Consider the following 16,068-nt stretch of genomic DNA (forward strand, 5'->3'; position numbering starts at 1 on the left):
CATTCACGATGGATCACTCGTGCGACGCCGGCCGCGGTGGCAACCTGCCCGTCGGTCTCCGGCGTCGCCGCCGGGGACCTGTCCCCCCACGTCCGGAGCGCCGCCTCAGTGCGGCCTCCTGACGTCCAGGACTGGGACCAGTATTGCGGGTGCCTGGACAAAAGTCTGTCCCCCGAAGTGGGCATGACGGCACGTGACCTCGGTCACCTCCGCGACGGCGGTCGTAGGCTGGGCGCATGCCTCCGCACCTGCCGCCCCGCCCCTCCGCCCGTTCGGCGGTCCCGCCGTTCCGGGTGATGGAGATCCTCGCCGACGTCGAGCGCCTGCGGGCCGCCGGCCGGGACGTCGTCTCCCTCTGCGCGGGGGAGCCCTCCGGCGGGGCCCCGGGCGTCGTGGCCCGGGCGGCCGCCCGGGTGCACGAGCGCAACGAGGGACTGGGCTACACCCCCGCCCTCGGGATCGAGCCGCTGCGCCGGGCCGTGGCGGGGCACTACGCCCGGTGGTACGGCCTCGACGTCGGGCCCGAGGACGTCGCGATCACCACGGGGGCCTCCGGGGCGCTCGTGCTGACCTTCCTGGCGGCGTTCGACGCGGGGGACCGGGTGGCCGTGTGCCGGCCGGGCTACCCGGCCTACCGCAACACCCTGGCCGCGCTGGGCGCCGACGTGGTGGAGCTCGACTGCGGGGCGGCGACCCGCTTCCGGCCCACGCCCCGGATGCTCGACGCCGCGGTCGCCGCGCACGGCCCGCTGCGGGGCCTGGTGGTGGCGGGCCCCGCGAACCCGACCGGCACCGTGCTGGAGCCCGCGGAGCTGGCGGCGCTGGCCGGGTGGTGCACCGAGCACGGGACGCGCCTGATCAGCGACGAGATCTACCACGGGATCGTGCACACGGTCCCGCAGCTCGACCGCCGCGGCGGCGGCCGGTACCGGGGCGCCAGCGCGTGGGAGCACGACCGCGACGCCGTGGTGATCTCCTCCTTCTCCAAGTACTGGGGGATGACCGGGTGGCGGCTGGGCTGGGCCCTGCTGCCCCGGGACCTCGCGGCCGCGGTCGACGCGCTGGCCGGCAACCTCAGCCTCTGCCCGCCCGCCGCCGCCCAGCACGCCGCCGTGGAGGCGTTCACGCCGGACGCCTACGCCGAGGCGGACCGGGCGGTCGAGGAGTTCGCGCGCTCCCGGAGCCTGCTCCTGGACGCGCTCCCCGCGCTGCGGTGGGGGGAGGCCGCCCCGGCCGACGGGGCGTTCTACCTCTACGCGGACCTCGGGGAGCAGCTCGAGCGGCACGGCAGCTCCCTGGAGTGGTGCCGGCGGCTGCTCGAGGCGGAGGCGGTCGCGGTCGTGCCGGGCCTGGACTTCGACGCCGCGCGCGGCCACCGCACGGTCCGGCTGTCCTTCGCCGCGGGGCCCGAGCGGGTCGAGGAGGCCGTCACCCGGATCCTGCGGTTCCAGTCCCGGTCCTGAAGCACTCCGCCAGGTGCCCGGGGAGCACCCCGGTCCGGAGCAGGAACCGGTGCGCCGTGGTGCGCCCCACGAACACGAGTCCCCGCTCCCGGAGCCGGGCGGCCAGGAGGTCCCCTCCGGGGGAGTGGCCGGACTGCTCCAGCACGGTCAGCGGCGGCCGGGCCCGGGCCGGCCGGAGGTCGCCGACGAGCTCCGCCCAGTCACCGGCTCCGAGCCCGCGGCTCGCACGGGCGTTGCGCACCACGGCCTCGATCTTGACGCGGTTGCGGATCACCGCGGGATCCAGGAGTAGCTCGTCGACGTCGTCCGCCGTCATCCGGGCGATCTCCGCGGGGAGGAACTCCCGGAACGCCCGGCGCAGGCCCTCCCGGCGCTGGGCGATGCTCCACCGCGCCAGTCCCGCCTGGAAGACCTCGAGGCTCAGGGCCTCGAACCAGCCCGCGGCGTCCTCGGGCGGCGAGCCCCAGCGCCGGTCGTGCTCCTCGAGGGTCGCCGGGCCCGTGGGCGCCCAGGGGCAGCGGCGCAGGCCGTCCCCGCAGAGCACGGCGCGGAAGGCGTCGCCGGGGCGGTGGTCGTCGGCGGGGTGCGGGCCGGGCCCGGCTGCGGTGGCGTCCATGGGGCCACGGTAGGGGCGGCGGGGGAGCGGACCGGGGCGCGCGCGAGCGCCTGTGGACGATCCCGCGCAGGAGCGGGACCGCCGGCACCGGGGTGCAGGACGGGTGCCCGCGCACGGCACCGGGCGGCGGCACGCGCTGCGGGCGCCCGGTGCGCCCCCGGTGCGGCCGGTCAGAAGCGGGAGACCTCACCGGTGCCGTCGGCGATCTCGATGGCCACGGGCTCGTCGTCCCCCTCGTTGCCGTCGTGGACGATGAACACGGCGGTGGGGTCGCCCTCCGGGAAGGCGCGGATCGTGACCGAGCCCGAGGTCGCGGCGTTGAGCACCTCCATGGACTGGCGGGTGGCGGCGCGCAGCACGGCCGTGGGCAGCGGCTTGCCCCGCTCGTCCAGGATGTCCACGAGCACACCGCGCGCGCGTGCCGCGCGCGTGACCTCGAGCAGGTACGGGGTGGCGACCGAGCGGCCCCGGATGGAGTCCCGCAGCTGCGCCTCGGTGAGCCGGAACTGCTCGATCTCGTAGTCGGAGACCGGGGAGTGGTCGTGCGCGATCCGCTCGAGCAGCCCGCCCGCGAGACGGCGCACCTCGTGCACGCGCTGGACGGAGGCGTTGACGGTGTCCTGCTCGGCCTCGTCGTGGGAGCGCGCGGAGATCACCATGTCCCGGGCCTCGGCGAACGCCGCGGAGGCCCGGTCGTACTCGCGGGCGATGAGCTGGCTCGCCAGCAGCAGGGCCGCCGCCGCGGCGTTGGTCAGCGCCGCGTCCCACAGCCCCAGGGCGGAGCGGGCGCCCCACGTCATGGAGACGGCCACCGCGATGACCAGCGTGGCCCATCCCCAGCCGGCCCGGCGCCGGATGCCCAGGGCCACGATGAAGCCGTCGAAGCCCAGGGTGAACCACTGGCCGCCGAACAGGTCCGCCTGGGGGTCCAGCGCGTCGTAGGAGCGCTGGATGGACACCAGCATCAGGAGCACGCCCAGGGCGGCCGGCAGATCGGGCAGCCGGCGCTGCCCGTACGGGTAGACGACCAGGGCCACGGCCACCACGTAGGTCACGAGCGCGGCCTGCATCAGGTCCGGCTTGTCCATGCTGCGCGTCTGCAGGATGCCGAGCACCACGGGGATCAGGAAGAAGACCGCCCCGGCCACCAGGCTCAGCGGGTGGAAGAACGCGCGGGAGATCACGGCTGGGCGTCCCGGGGCCACAGGATCGTGACGCGGGTGCCGCGCCCCGGTGCACTGTCGACGTCCACGGCCCCGCCCACGTGGCGCACGTTGCCCAGGATGGACACGCGCACCCCGAGCCGCCGGGAGTCGATGTTCCGGACCTGGAAGCCGCGGCCCCGGTCCACCACCTCGAAGCGCAGGAAGAAGCCCTCCGGGTTGATGCGGGTGGGCGGGCACACGCCGCCGTCCATGGTCACGAACGTGATCCCGGTGTCCGCGTGCCGCGCGCTGTTGGAGACCGCCTCGGTGACCGCCTGCACCAGCGCCTGCGCGGTCTCCGCGGGCAGCAGGGGACGCGGCTCGCCGGGGGGCCTGATGTAGGGCGTGATGCTGTTGAAGCGCACGCGGCTGCGCCACGGGGACAGCGACTCGAGCAGGTCGTCCAGCAGGGTGTGCACCATCGTGGTGCCCTTGCCCTCGGCCCGGCGCTCCTCGACGGCGAGGACGTCGAGGGCGCGCTGCGCCAGTTCCCGGGTGCGCCGCTGGACCGGGCCCGGGGCCCGTCCCGCGTCGAGGAGGGCGGCCATGACGTTGTCGTGGATCAGGCGGTCCAGCCGCTCCTGCTCCTCCGCCTGGGAGCGCGAGCGGTTCAGCTGCAGCTCCTGCGCGATCGCGGCCGCGTAGACCCGGTCGGCGTTCTGCCCGCCCCGGTAGACGAGACTGATCAGCACCACCAGGACCACGCCGAAGGCGATCCGGCTCGTGGCGTCGAACAGCACGTCCATCACGTCCGGCGCCGCCGCGGTGCGCACCATGACTAGGACGTAGAAGACGGTGACGGACGCCAGGTAGGCCACGGCGAGCTCGATGCTCCACACGACCACGGTCGCGGCGGTCGCGAGCAGGATGAAGGGCTCGATCCACGGGTCCTGCGGCGGGGAGGATCCCGTCCAGGCCAGCGGGAGCGTCAGGACGGCGAGCGCCACGAGCACCGGGGCCGCGACCACCGGCCACATCCGCACCTTCCGCCCGACGCCCTGGAAGAGCAGCATGCAGCCGTTGAGCAGCAGCGCCACCAGGAACACGAGGTGCCAGCGCTCGAAGGCGGACAGCTGGTCCTCGAGGACGGTCAGGGCCTCGAGGAACAGTGCGACGGCGACCAGCCCGTGGCAGATGTTCGCGAGCAGGTGGATCCGGTAGGAGTTCATCCCCAGTTCCTGCGGCGAGGTGGGCACCAGGAGACTGCTGCGCCGCCGCCGGGCGGGGACCTTCCGGTAGGCCAGCGGGGACCGGGGCGCGTCGTGGCTCACGGAGGGCTGGCCGTCACCGGGGCGAGGGGCGGATCACAGATGCTTCTCCGCCGTGGTGATGTCCGCAGTGGGCTCCACGAGACCGTCCTCGATCGCCCGGATGCGCAGGTCGATCTTGGTGGGCGCCGGGCGTCCGACGCGGGCGTACTTCTCGCGGATCCGGTCGATGTTGGTCTTGACCGCGCTCTGCTTGATGCCCATGCGGCGTGCCACCTGGACCTGCGCGAAGCCGGAGGCGTAGAGCCGCAGGGTCTCCTGCTCGCGCGGGGAGAGACTGGCCCGGGAGAACTCGACGTCGCCGTCGATCGCGGCCGCGAGCTCCTTGGTGATCACCGGCTTGCCCTCGGCGATGTTGCGGGCCTCCTCGATCGCGGTCTCGAGCGGATCCGACTTGCGCACGAGGCCCAGCGCCCCGGCGCGCAGCGCCTCGCGGATCAGGGCGGCGTTCTCGCCGATGCTGAAGATGAGCACCTTCATGCCCGCGGCGCGCAGCAGCTCCACGTTGGGCGCGGGACGGGACATGTCGTCGAGGGACAGGTCCAGGAGCACGACCTCGCACTCGATCCGCTTGGCGCCCTGGGCCGTGAGGGCGGGGTTCTCGGGGTCCCGGCCCAGCTGGTCGAGGAGGGCGGGGACGCTGGAGGCGGCTCCGACGAGCTTCACGTCCGCCTGCGAGGTCATGGAGACGAGGCGGACGCCCTCCCGGACGACCTCGTGGTCATCGACGACGGCGACAAGGGTGGACGGCATGGGTGTTTCCTCCGGATGCTGCTCGGTGGGCCGGTCCGCAGATTTCCGCGTGGGGGTGACGGATCTCACCGAGGTGCTCCGATTGTCCCCCTTCTTGTGGTGGGATGCGAATTCGACACGGCGCCGCGGCGCAACGTTACCGCGTCGCGTCGCCCCAGCTGTCCCCCCAGCGATCGACCCTGCGGTGGTAGCGCACGCCCCAGAGCCCGCCGAGCACCGCCCCGAGCAGGTCGACGACGAGGACCGCCGCGACCGCGAGCAGGCCCGGCACCAGCAGGTCCCCGATCAGCGCCTGGACCGAGACGCCCACGGGCGCCAGGCCGACGGTGTCCGCCCACAGCAGGCCGGCGACGGTGGCCACGGAACGGCCGAACAGCGACCACAGCCACACGGACACGCCCTGCCGGGCACCGGAGAAGCGGGCCATCCGACCGGCGGCGTAGCCGCCGCCCAGGAAGGAGAGGAACTCGATCAGACCGAGCGCCGCGGCCGCCGTCCAGGCCGTCGCGGAGCCGGAGCCCAGATCGTCGACGACGCCGCCGACCCCGTCGACGAGCCGGAGCCCCAGTGCCGCCGCGACGAGACCCGCCAGGGCCAGCAGCAGCCAGGTCAGGGCCATGGCGCTGAGCCAGCCGAAGAATCCGGGCACCAGCTGCAGGCCCCCGAACTCCTCGCGCTGGCGGGCCAGACGGGCCGCGGGGTCGGCCTGCGACCCGGGCCCGGCAACGTACTCCCCTCCGGGGCCGGGACCGTATCCGGCGCCGGGGCCAGGACCGTATCCGTCGCCGGGGCCGCCCCGATCGGCGGTGCCGGGACCGCGGCCGGCGTCGGCGGCCGGGCCGGCGGCGACGACCGCGGGGGTCGGCTCGGTGCGCGGTTCCGTCGGCTCGTGCACCGGGCGCTGGGCGGTCACCGACGGCAGCGGCCTGGTGTGCTGGTCGTCCTCGTCGTCGTACCAGGACCAGTCCTCGGCGCCGCCGCTGCCGACCGCGCTGCTCCCGGCCGGGTCGCCGGCGGCGCCGCGGTCCCCGGCACCGCCCTCCGCGCCGGACGCACGGCGCGGACCGGCGCCGTCGGCCGGGCCGGCGAACCGGCCGACGGGCGGGATCGGACGGGTGGCGTCCGGGTCGTCGTGCGGACCGGTGTCCGACCAGGGCAGCGGGTCGTCGGGGGAGGGCGAGCCGGGTGTCGAGGAGGGTGTCATGGCATCGGAGTCTACGGCCGGTCCCCGGGCCGGGCCCGGTGGGTGGTCCCGACCGGCGGGTGGTGTCGGGGCCGTGCCTGCAGGGCCCGTGCGCGGCCTCCTGCGCGCCCTGCCCCGGACCGCCGGCCGCAACCCCGGGGTCCCCACGGGCCCGGACCGGCCGGAGGCCGCCCTCGTGCCCGTGCTCGAGCGGTCGGCCGCCCGTCACGGCGCGCGGACCGCTCCCGGACCTCTCTGGGGCGACGACCTCCGGCGCCACCGGGGTCGAGGACGCTTCGCGGCGGACGGGGTGCGGATCTGTGCGCGGGCGATCAGGGCAGGTCCGCCTCCGGTTCGACGTCCCGGTAGGGGGCCCTCCGGATCGAGCGGATCCGCCCCAGCTCGCCCCACTCGTCGCGCCCGAGCCGCGCGATCGGGCGCAGGGCCCGGACCACGGGTCCCCGCTCGTCCACGGCCTGCTCGTCCACCACCACGTGGGTGACGGCGCCGAACACCAGGAAGCTGTCCCCGATGGCCAGGGGATCCCCGTGCAGCCGGCACTCGAGGGCGGCCGGGGACTCGGCCACCCGGGGGACGGACACGGTGAGCGAGGGCTCGCGCGTCAGACCGACGGCGTCGAACTCGCTGATCTCGGCAGGGTAGTCGGTGCCGGTCGCGTTGATCTGCTCGAACAGTCCCGCGGGCGCGAAGTTGACCACGAACTCCCGGGTCTGCCGGATGTTGCGGAGACTGTCCTTCTCCCCGACCGAGACGAACTGGACGATGGTCGGAGTGCTCGAGGCCACCGTGAAGAACGAGTGCGGGGCCAGGTTGTCGATCCCCGCGGCCGAGCGGGAGCTGACCCACGCGATCGGGCGGGGGACCACCAGGGACTTGACCGCCCGGGCGAAGGAGCCGTGCCGGTCGGCGGGGATGTCGGTGCGCATGGCCCCATTGCACCACTTCGCGGCACCTGCCTGCGGGCACGCGTCCCCAGCACCGCGCCACGGCACCGCCGCCCCGGGCCCGGCGGCTCGCTGCCCTGTCGTCACGCCACCGTATTACGTCGGTCACATGTCCTAATAGGTATTTCCCACGGTACTCTGTGGATCAATTGATCGACCGGTGGTCGACGACGACCCGGGGAGCGAGCGGAAGGACGGCCGTCCACGATGGAGATCCGGCAGCTCAACTACTTCATCGCCGTGGCCGAGGAGCGCCACTTCGGCCGCGCCGCCAAGCGCCTGCACATGGCCCAGCCGCCGCTGTCCCAGCAGATCCGCCAGTTCGAGGAGCAGCTCGGGGTGCGCCTGCTGGACCGGACCACGCGGCGGGTGGACCTCACCGCGGCGGGCCAGGTGCTCCTGGACCGCGGTCGGCGCATCATCGACGAGATCGAGGACCTCGAGGCCGCCGTCTACCAGGTGGGCCAGGGCAGCACGGGCGTGCTGCGGGTCGGGTTCTCCGGCTCGGCCACCTACGGGGTGATGCCGGGCGTGGTCCGGCGGGCGAAGGAGACCATGCCGGGGCTGTCCCTGGAGCTGCACGGCGAGATGCTGACCCCCGCCATGGAGAAGGGGCTCCGGGGCCACGCCCTCGACGCCGCTCTGCTGCGCCCGCCCGTGGCCTCCCCGGACATCGACCACCGGGTCGTCGCGCGGGAGCCCCTGGTGGTGGCGCTGCCGTCCTGCAGTCCTCTCGCGGTGGACCTGCCCGTGGCCGTGCACGAGCTGCAGGACCAGGAGTTCGTCACCTACCCGCCCGAGTCCGTGCTCTTCCGGACCGCCGCGGACCTCTGCCGCCAGGCCGGCTTCCAGCCCCGCGTCGCCCGGATCGCCGGCACCACGGCCACCCTGCTGTCCTTCGTGGCCGCCGGCGGCGGGGTGGCCGTGGTGCCGGCCGGTGTCCGCGCCTTCCAGCTCGAGGGCGTCGTCTACCGCGACGTCGAGCACTCCCCGCAGATCGAGCTCGCCGTCGCCTGGCGGCGCGACGACCGGTCCGCGCTGCTGCACAACTTCGTCGACCTCGTCGTCGACGCCCAGGCCGGGCCCGGGGCCGTCCGGTAGCAGGGTCGTCCCGCCGTACCGCCCACGAGAGGCCCCACCCGCTCATGAGAACCGCGGAGACCCAGACCGTCCGCTGGTCGGTCCCCTGCGTCCGCCCCCCGCACGTCGCCTCGGCGGACGGGTCCGTGCTCCGGAGGCGTCCGGCACGGGCACCGCCGTGGGCGAGCAGAAGCTGCGGAGGTGCCGCAGCGACCGCTGACCCCTGCCCCGAGCACCATCCACTGCAACAGAAGGACGCACCGTGAAGTACCTGGTCCACATGGACGTCGACCTGCCCGTCGACATGCCCGCCGCGGAGGCCGCGGAGATCAAGGCCACCGAGAAGGCCTACTCCCAGGAGCTGCAGCGCTCCGGGAAGTGGCCGGAGATCTGGCGCGTCGTGGGAGAGTACGCCAACTACTCGCTCTTCGACGTCGAGTCCCACGACGAGCTGCACGACATCCTGCAGAACCTGCCGCTGTTCCCCTACATGGACATCACCGTGGTGCCGCTCGCCAAGCACCCCTCGGACGTGAAGTAGGACGGGAAGGCTGCGCGCCCCCGCTCTCGCGGGACGGCGGCCGACGACGACCCGGCCGCCGCCGCGCGGTCGTCCGGACGTGCGGCGAGCCCGCCGCGGAGGAGGCCCCGCAGTCCCGCCCGGAGCTTCGGTGACAAAAAGCGCACGGCGGCTTGCTCATGCAGATCACTGGGTCTAAAGTGAATTTGTCGTCGGCGATGGCCCGGATGCGATCCCCCCATCTGCCTCCGGATGGTTCCTGCCGACGGCTGGTGTCCCATTCCCCCGATCGGGACGCCTGACAGGCCCTGCCGATCCCCCCATGCGGCAGGGTCTGTCGCATGTCCGGGTGCCGCCACCGCTCCGGCGGGGGCGGATCAGCGGTCGGCCGTCAGTCCAGCCCCATGGCCTCGAGCCGCGGGACGACCTTGCCGGAGACGGAGAGCATCGCGTCCATCTCCTCCCGTGTCAGGTGGTCGATGAGGGCCGCCCGCACCACCTGGAGGTGGCCGGGGGCGGCCGCCTCGATGGCACGGCGACCTTCCGGGGTGATCCGCACGTCGAGACCGCGCGCGTCGCTGTCGCACGGCAGCCGCTCGAGCAGGCCGCGCCTGGCCATGCGGGAGAGCAGGTGGGACAGTCGGCTGCGCTCCCAGCCGAGCTGGTGGAGGAGATCCCGGGAGCGGACCACGCCGGTGCTGCTCTCCGACAGCTGGACGAGGACCTCGTACTCGGAGCCGGACAGCGCGCTGTCCCGGGACAGCTGCCGGTCCATGGCGGTCTGCATGCCGCGGCTCAGGGCCAGGAAGCTGCGCCAGACGCGCTGCTCCTCGTCCGACAGCCAGTTGACCTCGTCGGTCTCCGGATGGCTCATGCGGCGGTCCTCTCGTGGTGCGGTAGGTGCCCCAGTTTGTCTTGACATGTCAACAAATGTCAATCCTGCGGCACGTCACCCGCCGGCGATCCCCGGGGCCCGGGGTCCTCGGTGCCGGTGCCGTAGCGCGTCGGCGGACGGCGGTGGATCCACTCGGAGTCGTAGTGGTCGCCGGAGCCGCCCCTGGCTGTCCGGAGCCGTTCCGCGTAGCCGGTGGGGCGCAGGGGGGAGTCGTCGTCGTCCAGCGGGGTGAAGGACGTCATCGCCACGAGGCCGAACCCCAGCCCCGAGGCGACCACCAGGGTCATGCCCGAGACGACCAGGACGCTGACGTACTCCCCGATCAGGTCGGCGCGTGCAGTGCCCGCCAGCAGGGGCTGGACCGCGAACACCCCGGCGAGGGGGATCGTGCCGAGCAGCAACAGGCCCGTGGGGATGAGCCACAGTCTCGAGCGGCTCCGCAGCGGAGGCACCGAGGCGTCGCGCAGGGCGGGGTGCAGCTGGGCCTGGACGCCGACGAACCCCACGAGGCCCGGCAGGGCGAGCGCCGCCCCCAGGGCCCAGCCCCACGGTCGGCCCAGGGCGGCCAGTCCGCCGCCCAGCAGCAGCCCCAGCAGGACGAGCGTGAAGGAGAGTCCGCGTGCCATCCGCCGGGCGGCCCGCGGGGAGACCGGGGGTGCCGGCGCGGCTCGGGGCGGGACGTGCGGCAGGGGCAGGCGCTGTCCGTACTCGGGGTCGTTGCCGTGGGTGCTCATGAGCGGCGTTCCGTGGTGGAAGGGTGCTGGACGCCTCTACTGTAGACCTCGCCCCCGACGGAACCTCCCCTGGTGCCCCGGCTGAGATTGACATATCATCAAAGCAGACCGGCGGGAGGTGCAGCCGTCCCGCCGCCGACCGTCGTCCCGCCCGGCGGCGCGCCGTCCAGCAGCACTCCCGAGGAGCCACATGTCGCAGCGCAGCGCCCAGCAGTCCGAGCACAGCACCGCCGGTGCCTACGTGCACGCCGGTGAGGAGTTCACCCGGGACACCTCCTACATCGAGGACCGGATCGTCCGCGATCCGGCCCGCGCCGCCGTGCCCGAGGGGGCGCAGGCCTGGCCCGTCGAGACCGGTCGCTACCGGCTCGTCGCCGCGCGGGCCTGTCCCTGGGCCAACCGCACGCTCATCGTGCGGCGGCTCCTGGGGCTCGAGGACGCGCTGCCGGTGGGTCTGCCGGGTCCCGTGCACGACGCCCGGTCGTGGACCTTCGACCTCGACCCGGACGGCAGGGACCCGGTGCTGGGCATCGAGCGGCTCCAGGAGGCGTACTTCGCCCGCTACCCGGACTACCCGCGGGGCATCACCGTTCCCGCGGTCGTGGAGGTCGCGAGCGGCAAGGTGGTGACGAACGACTTCCCGCAGATCACGGAGGACCTCGCCAAGGAGTGGACCGCGCACCACCGCGAGGGCGCCCCCGACCTGTGGCCGGCGGAGCTCGAGGACGAGATGCGGGAGGTCATGCAGCGCGTCTACACGGAGGTCAACAACGGGGTCTACCGGTGCGGCTTCGCCGGCTCCCAGCAGGCCTACGAGGAGGCCTACGAGCGGCTGTGGGTCGCCATGGACTGGCTCGAGGACCGGCTCTCGACCCGCCGCTACCTCATGGGCGAGCACATCACCGAGGCGGACGTGCGACTGTTCACCACCCTGGTGCGCTTCGACCCGGTCTACCACTCCCACTTCAAGTGCTCGCGCAACAAGCTCACCGAGATGCCGCACCTGTGGGGCTACGTCCGGGACCTCTTCCAGACGCCCGGCTTCGGCGACACCGTGGACTTCGAGCAGATCAAGCTGCACTACTTCGTGGTCCACGAGGACATCAACCCGTCCGGGATCGTGCCGGTGGGCCCCGACCTGCGCAACTGGGTCTCCGCGCACGGCCGGGAGGCCCTCGGCGGCTCCCCGTTCGGCCGGGGGAGCGCCCCGGGGCCGGTCCGCCCCGAGGAGCGGGTTGACCGACGTCACACGCCCCTGACCGTCTGAGCGTTCCCGCGGGACGGCGCCGGGCCTAGACTGGACAGCTCCTGCGGCCCAGGCCCGCCCGCGAGCGCGTGCACCTCCGGGGCCCTCCGACTCCATCCGTCTCTCCCGGAAAGGACCCCTCCCGTGGCCCCCTACCGCAACCAGCGCGCCGCCGCGCTGCCCGCACGGCTGTCCCGCTCGTGGCTGCTCACCTCGGCCGCCGACCCCTCCGTCTTCCCGCCGGCGCTCGCGTCCGAGGCCGACTCCGTCGTGTTCGACATCGAGGACGCGATCCCCGCCGAGGGCAAGGAACAGGCGCGGCGCAACGTCGTCGAGGCCTTCGAGGCCGGCGCCAGCGCGTGGGTGCGGATCAACGACATCACCACCCCCTACTGGGAGCAGGACCTCGCCGCCCTGAGCCGCGTGGGCCACCTGCGCGGGATCATGCTCGCCAAGACGGAGCACCCCGACCACATCACCAAGACGGCCATGATGGCGCCCGCCGGCACCCCGGTCGTGGCGCTCATCGAGTCGGCGGTGGGGATCATGAACGCCAACGACATCGCCCGTGCCCCGGGGGTGTTCCGGCTCGCCTTCGGGGTCGGGGACTTCCGGCGGGACACCGGCGTCAGCGCCGACCCCATGGCGCTGGCGTTCGCGCGCTCGAGCCTCGTGGTGGCCTCCCGCGTGGGCGAGCTGCCGGGCCCGATCGACGGGCCGTCCGTGGGGGCCGCGGACGAGGAGCTCGCCGACGCGTGCGCCGTGACGCAGTCCATGGGCATGACGGGCAAGCTGTGCCTGGATCCGCAGCAGACGGACGGGATCAACCGCAACCTCGCCCCGAGCGAGCAGGAGATCACCTGGGCCCGCGAGCTCATCACGCAGCACGACTCCGGGCACGTCGTGGGCGACGGCAGCTATCTGCCCCGGCTGGCCCGGGCCCGCAAGGTCTCGGACCTGGCCCAGACCTACGGTCTCTGGAACCGCTGAACGACCGGGCCGGCCGGCTCAGCCCAGCCAGCCGGCCATGAGCTCCCGGAAGGCGGGGGCCGTCAGCGCCGTGGCGCGGTGGTGCGCGGGCACGGGGTCCCCGTCCGGGACCGACGGCACGGCCACGACCACGAGCCCCGCCGCCACGGCCGAGGTCGCGCCCACCACGGAGTCCTCCACGGCCAGCGCCTCGGACGGGGCGAAGCCCAGCCGCCGCACGGCCTCGGTGTAGATGTCCGGGGCCGGCTTGGCGCGGGGCACGTCCTCGGACGAGACCCACGTGCTGAGGTGGGGGGCGAAGCCCGCCTGCTCGAGCTTCAGGCCCAGGACGGTGCTCGTGGAGTTGCTGGCCACGGCCACGGGGAGCCGCTCCGCGAACGTGCGCACGGTCTCCAGCGCCCCCGGCAGGGCCACGATCTGCCCGCACAGGGCCCGCTCCTCGGTGCGCAGCACGTCGGCGTAGACCGCGGCGCGGTCGGCCTGCGCGGCCTCCGCGATCGCCGTGGCGACGTCCGCCGCGGACCAGCCCATCATCCGCCGCTCCTGTGCCGCGGTGTACTCCAGGCCGTGCCGCTCCGAGACGAGCCGCTGGACCTGCGCCCAGGTGGCCTCCGTGTCCATGAGGATGCCGTCGCAGTCGAACACCACGCAGGACGGGACCCAGCCGCGCGCGGGCGCGGGCAGCTCGTGGACGGGTGTGGTGCTGGACGGCGCGGGGGTCGGGGAGGACGTCATGGTCCCATCGTGCCTCACCCGGGCCGGGCCGTCGCAGGGGTGTGAGCAGGACAACGCCCGGAATAAGTGCCCCCGCCCGGGGTGTTGCCGCCACCGAACCCCTTCGCGACATCACGACCCGCGACATCCCGACCCGTGCCACCCCAGCTCGTGCCATCCCGACGGAAGAAGAGCCTGCCCGTGCCCGCCACGTCCCGTGTCCCGCTGTCCGCCCTCGACCTCGTGCCCCTGTCGGAGGGCCGGACCACCGCGGACGCCCTCCGGGAGGCGGTGGAGCTCGCCCGCCGGCTCGACGCCTCCGGCTACCGGCGCCTGTGGTACGCCGAGCACCACAACACCGAGGCGTTCGCGTCCTCCGCCACGGCCGTGCTCATCGGTCAGGCGCTCGCGGCGACGGAGCGGATCCGCGTGGGCTCGGGCGGGATCATGCTGCCGAACCACGTGCCGCTGACCGTGGCCGAGGCCTTCGGCACGCTCGCCAACCTCTACCCCGGCCGCGTGGAGCTGGGCCTGGGCCGTGCCCCCGGCACCGACATGCGCACCGCCCTCGAGCTGCGGCGGGGCCACGCCGGCCACGACACCTTCGAGGCCGACGTGCGCCGGTTGGTCCGGCTGTTCGGCGGCCAGGAGCAGGAGGTCGTGCGGGCGTCCGTGGCCCGGGACACCCACGTCCCGCTGTGGATCCTCGGCTCCTCCACGGGCGGGGCGGAGGTCGCCGCGCGGCTCGGCCTGCCCTACGCGTTCGCCTCCCACTTCGCCCCCGCCAGGATCATGGACGCCCTCGCCCTGTACCGGCAGCGCTTCGACGCCGACGCCCCGACCGCCACGGTCGAGCGCCCGCACGTGCTGGTCGCCGCGAACGTCCTCGCCGCGGACACCGACGACGAGGCGCGGCGCCAGTTCACCACCCACCAGCTGCTGGTGCGCGGGATCGCCCGCAACGACCGCCGGCCGCTCCAGCCGCCGGCCGAGCGCGTCGAGCTGACCGCGGCGGAGGCCGGCATGGTGCAGGAGCACCTGGCCGTCTCGGCGATCGGCACGCCCGGGCGGGTGGTCGCCGAGCTCGAGCAGATCGTGGAGCTCACCCGCGCCGACGAGCTGATGCTCAACAGCTATGCTCACGACCCGGAGGTCCGGGCCCGCTCCCTGGAGCTCGTGGCTCGGGCCTGGTGAGCGCCCCCGCACCGCCCCATCCGCACGCCCGGCGCCGTTCCCCTCACCACGTTGCCACCGCCCGGCACCCGCCGCGCGGCATGCCCCGAGCCCTCGCACCGCCCGCCATCGACCGCACGACACCCGTTGCACCACGCCCACCGCACGACAGGAGCACCGCATGACCACCGCCCCCGCCCTCGAGGCCGTCTCCTCCGACTCCGGCTTCCGCCGCACCACGATCGAGCGCCGCCCGGTCGGTCCCCAGGACGTCGCCATCGAGATCGACTACGCCGGCATCTGCCACTCCGACATCCACGTCGCGCGCGACGAGTGGGGCGGCACCCACTTCCCCGTCACCCCGGGGCACGAGATCGTGGGCCGCGTCAGCGCCGTCGGGGACGCCGTGACCGGCGTCGCCCCCGGCGACACGGTGGGCGTCGGCTGCTTCGTCGACTCCTGCGGGCAGTGCGAGTACTGCACCGACGGCCAGGAGCAGTTCTGCACCGAGGGGGTGACGGCCACCTACAACACCCCCCAGGCCGACGGGACCCCCACCAGGGGCGGCTACAGCGGCTCCGTCGTCGTCGACGAGCGCTTCGTGCTGCGCGTCCCCGAGGCCCTGGACCCGGCGCGGGCCGCGCCGCTGCTGTGCGCCGGGATCACGACCTACGCCCCGTTCCGGCGCTGGGGCGCGGGGCCCGGCCGGCGGGTCGCCGTCCTGGGCATGGGCGGGCTCGGGCACGTCGCCGTGAAGATCGCCGCCGCCATGGGCGCCGAGGTCACCGTCCTGAGCCAGAGCCTGTCCAAGCAGGAGGACGGGCTGGCGTTCGGGGCCGTCGACTACTTCGCCACGAAGGACCCCGAGACCTTCGAGCGCAACAAGGGCCGCTTCGACCTGATCCTGAACACCGTCTCCGCCGACCTGCCCATCGAGGAGTACCTCTCCCTGCTGCGCGTCGACGGCGTGCTGTGCTCCGTGGGGCTGCCCACCGAGCCGTACAGCGTGCGGGCCATGGCGCTCGCCGCACGCCAGCGAGTGCTCACGGGCTCGATGGTCGGAGGGATCCCGCAGACCCAGGAGATGCTCGACTTCTGCGCGGAGCACGGCGTGGAGGCGGAGATCGAGCTGATCGGCGCCGACGACGTCGACGCCGCCTACGACCGGGTGGTCGCCTCGGACGTGCGGTACCGCTTCGTGATCGACGTCGCGCGCACCCTGCGGTAGCCGCGGACCGTCAGCACCCTTCGGCCCGGGACGCG

The 16,068-nt window shown here is 74.0% G+C and carries 16 protein-coding genes; 7 read left to right on the forward strand and 9 right to left on the reverse strand.

The features are described from left to right. Positions 1-236 precede the first annotated feature (236 nt). A complete protein-coding gene (locus ACH9D3_RS07550; protein ID WP_396398570.1) occupies positions 237-1,463 on the forward strand; it encodes an aminotransferase class I/II-fold pyridoxal phosphate-dependent enzyme in 1,227 nt (408 codons plus the stop codon). Here the strand turns inward: ACH9D3_RS07550 and ACH9D3_RS07555 are convergent. The 6 genes from ACH9D3_RS07555 to ACH9D3_RS07580 all read right to left on the reverse strand — a co-directional run bounded on the left by ACH9D3_RS07555 (position 1,429) and on the right by ACH9D3_RS07580 (position 7,435). Then, positions 1,429-2,079: a DNA-3-methyladenine glycosylase I gene (locus ACH9D3_RS07555; RefSeq protein WP_396410462.1), complete on the reverse strand. Its 651-nt coding sequence runs from the start codon at positions 2,077-2,079 to the stop codon at positions 1,429-1,431. The genes ACH9D3_RS07550 and ACH9D3_RS07555 overlap by 35 nt on opposite strands. A gap of 170 nt (positions 2,080-2,249) precedes the next feature. Beyond that, entirely contained in the window at positions 2,250-3,263 is a 1,014-nt protein-coding gene (locus ACH9D3_RS07560; protein WP_396398568.1) for a hypothetical protein, read from the reverse strand. Then, the gene (locus tag ACH9D3_RS07565; protein ID WP_396398567.1) at positions 3,260-4,555 is read right to left on the reverse strand and encodes a sensor histidine kinase; all 1,296 of its coding nucleotides are present in this window, start codon (positions 4,553-4,555) and stop codon (positions 3,260-3,262) included. Before ACH9D3_RS07565 ends, ACH9D3_RS07560 begins: the two co-directional genes overlap by 4 nt. Positions 4,556-4,588: 33 nt before the next feature. Further along, complete coding sequence (locus tag ACH9D3_RS07570; protein WP_396398566.1) at positions 4,589-5,305, reverse strand: LuxR C-terminal-related transcriptional regulator; 717 nt, start codon at positions 5,303-5,305, stop codon at positions 4,589-4,591. A 136-nt stretch (positions 5,306-5,441) separates the two neighbouring features. Then, positions 5,442-6,509 (reverse strand): hypothetical protein, encoded by a 1,068-nt coding sequence (locus tag ACH9D3_RS07575; protein WP_396410463.1) that lies wholly within the window; start codon positions 6,507-6,509, stop codon positions 5,442-5,444. A 311-nt stretch (positions 6,510-6,820) separates the two neighbouring features. Beyond that, positions 6,821-7,435 (reverse strand): flavin reductase, encoded by a 615-nt coding sequence (locus ACH9D3_RS07580; protein WP_396410464.1) that lies wholly within the window; start codon positions 7,433-7,435, stop codon positions 6,821-6,823. Positions 7,436-7,660: 225 nt separating this feature from the next. Here ACH9D3_RS07580 and ACH9D3_RS07585 point away from each other — a divergent pair, with 225 nt between their 5' ends. Continuing rightward, complete coding sequence (locus ACH9D3_RS07585) at positions 7,661-8,554, forward strand: LysR substrate-binding domain-containing protein (protein WP_396410465.1); 894 nt, start codon at positions 7,661-7,663, stop codon at positions 8,552-8,554. A gap of 241 nt (positions 8,555-8,795) precedes the next feature. Next, positions 8,796-9,074, forward strand: coding sequence for a muconolactone Delta-isomerase (gene catC / locus ACH9D3_RS07590; RefSeq protein WP_396398562.1), 279 nt, complete (start codon positions 8,796-8,798; stop codon positions 9,072-9,074). A gap of 370 nt (positions 9,075-9,444) precedes the next feature. Here catC and ACH9D3_RS07595 read toward each other — a convergent pair whose 3' ends face one another. Continuing rightward, positions 9,445-9,927, reverse strand: a complete 483-nt coding sequence (locus ACH9D3_RS07595) for a MarR family transcriptional regulator (RefSeq protein ID WP_396410466.1) — start codon at positions 9,925-9,927, stop codon at positions 9,445-9,447. 59 nt (positions 9,928-9,986) lie between these two features. Then, the gene (locus ACH9D3_RS07600) at positions 9,987-10,682 is read right to left on the reverse strand and encodes a hypothetical protein (protein ID WP_396410467.1); all 696 of its coding nucleotides are present in this window, start codon (positions 10,680-10,682) and stop codon (positions 9,987-9,989) included. Between the two features lie 190 nt (positions 10,683-10,872). Between ACH9D3_RS07600 and ACH9D3_RS07605 the strand changes: the two genes are divergently transcribed. Further along, on the forward strand, positions 10,873-11,949 hold the full coding sequence (locus ACH9D3_RS07605; RefSeq protein ID WP_396398559.1) for a glutathione S-transferase family protein: 1,077 nt from the start codon (positions 10,873-10,875) through the stop codon (positions 11,947-11,949). A 123-nt stretch (positions 11,950-12,072) separates the two neighbouring features. After that, a complete protein-coding gene (locus ACH9D3_RS07610; RefSeq protein WP_396398558.1) occupies positions 12,073-12,918 on the forward strand; it encodes an HpcH/HpaI aldolase/citrate lyase family protein in 846 nt (281 codons plus the stop codon). Between the two features lie 18 nt (positions 12,919-12,936). Here ACH9D3_RS07610 and ACH9D3_RS07615 read toward each other — a convergent pair whose 3' ends face one another. Beyond that, entirely contained in the window at positions 12,937-13,653 is a 717-nt protein-coding gene (locus tag ACH9D3_RS07615) for an HAD-IA family hydrolase (RefSeq protein WP_396410468.1), read from the reverse strand. A gap of 180 nt (positions 13,654-13,833) precedes the next feature. On the opposite strand from ACH9D3_RS07615, the gene ACH9D3_RS07620 reads away from it, so the two are divergent. Both ACH9D3_RS07620 and ACH9D3_RS07625 read left to right on the forward strand, forming a co-directional pair. Next, positions 13,834-14,826 carry an LLM class flavin-dependent oxidoreductase gene (locus ACH9D3_RS07620; RefSeq protein WP_396398556.1) on the forward strand — a complete coding sequence of 331 codons (993 nt, stop codon included), beginning with the start codon at positions 13,834-13,836 and terminating at the stop codon, positions 14,824-14,826. 160 nt (positions 14,827-14,986) lie between these two features. After that, complete coding sequence (locus ACH9D3_RS07625) at positions 14,987-16,033, forward strand: alcohol dehydrogenase catalytic domain-containing protein (protein ID WP_396410469.1); 1,047 nt, start codon at positions 14,987-14,989, stop codon at positions 16,031-16,033. Positions 16,034-16,068 lie beyond the last annotated feature (35 nt).

The organism is Kocuria kalidii, from assembly GCF_044462225.1.
GTDB classification, from domain to species: domain Bacteria; phylum Actinomycetota; class Actinomycetes; order Actinomycetales; family Micrococcaceae; genus Kocuria; species Kocuria kalidii.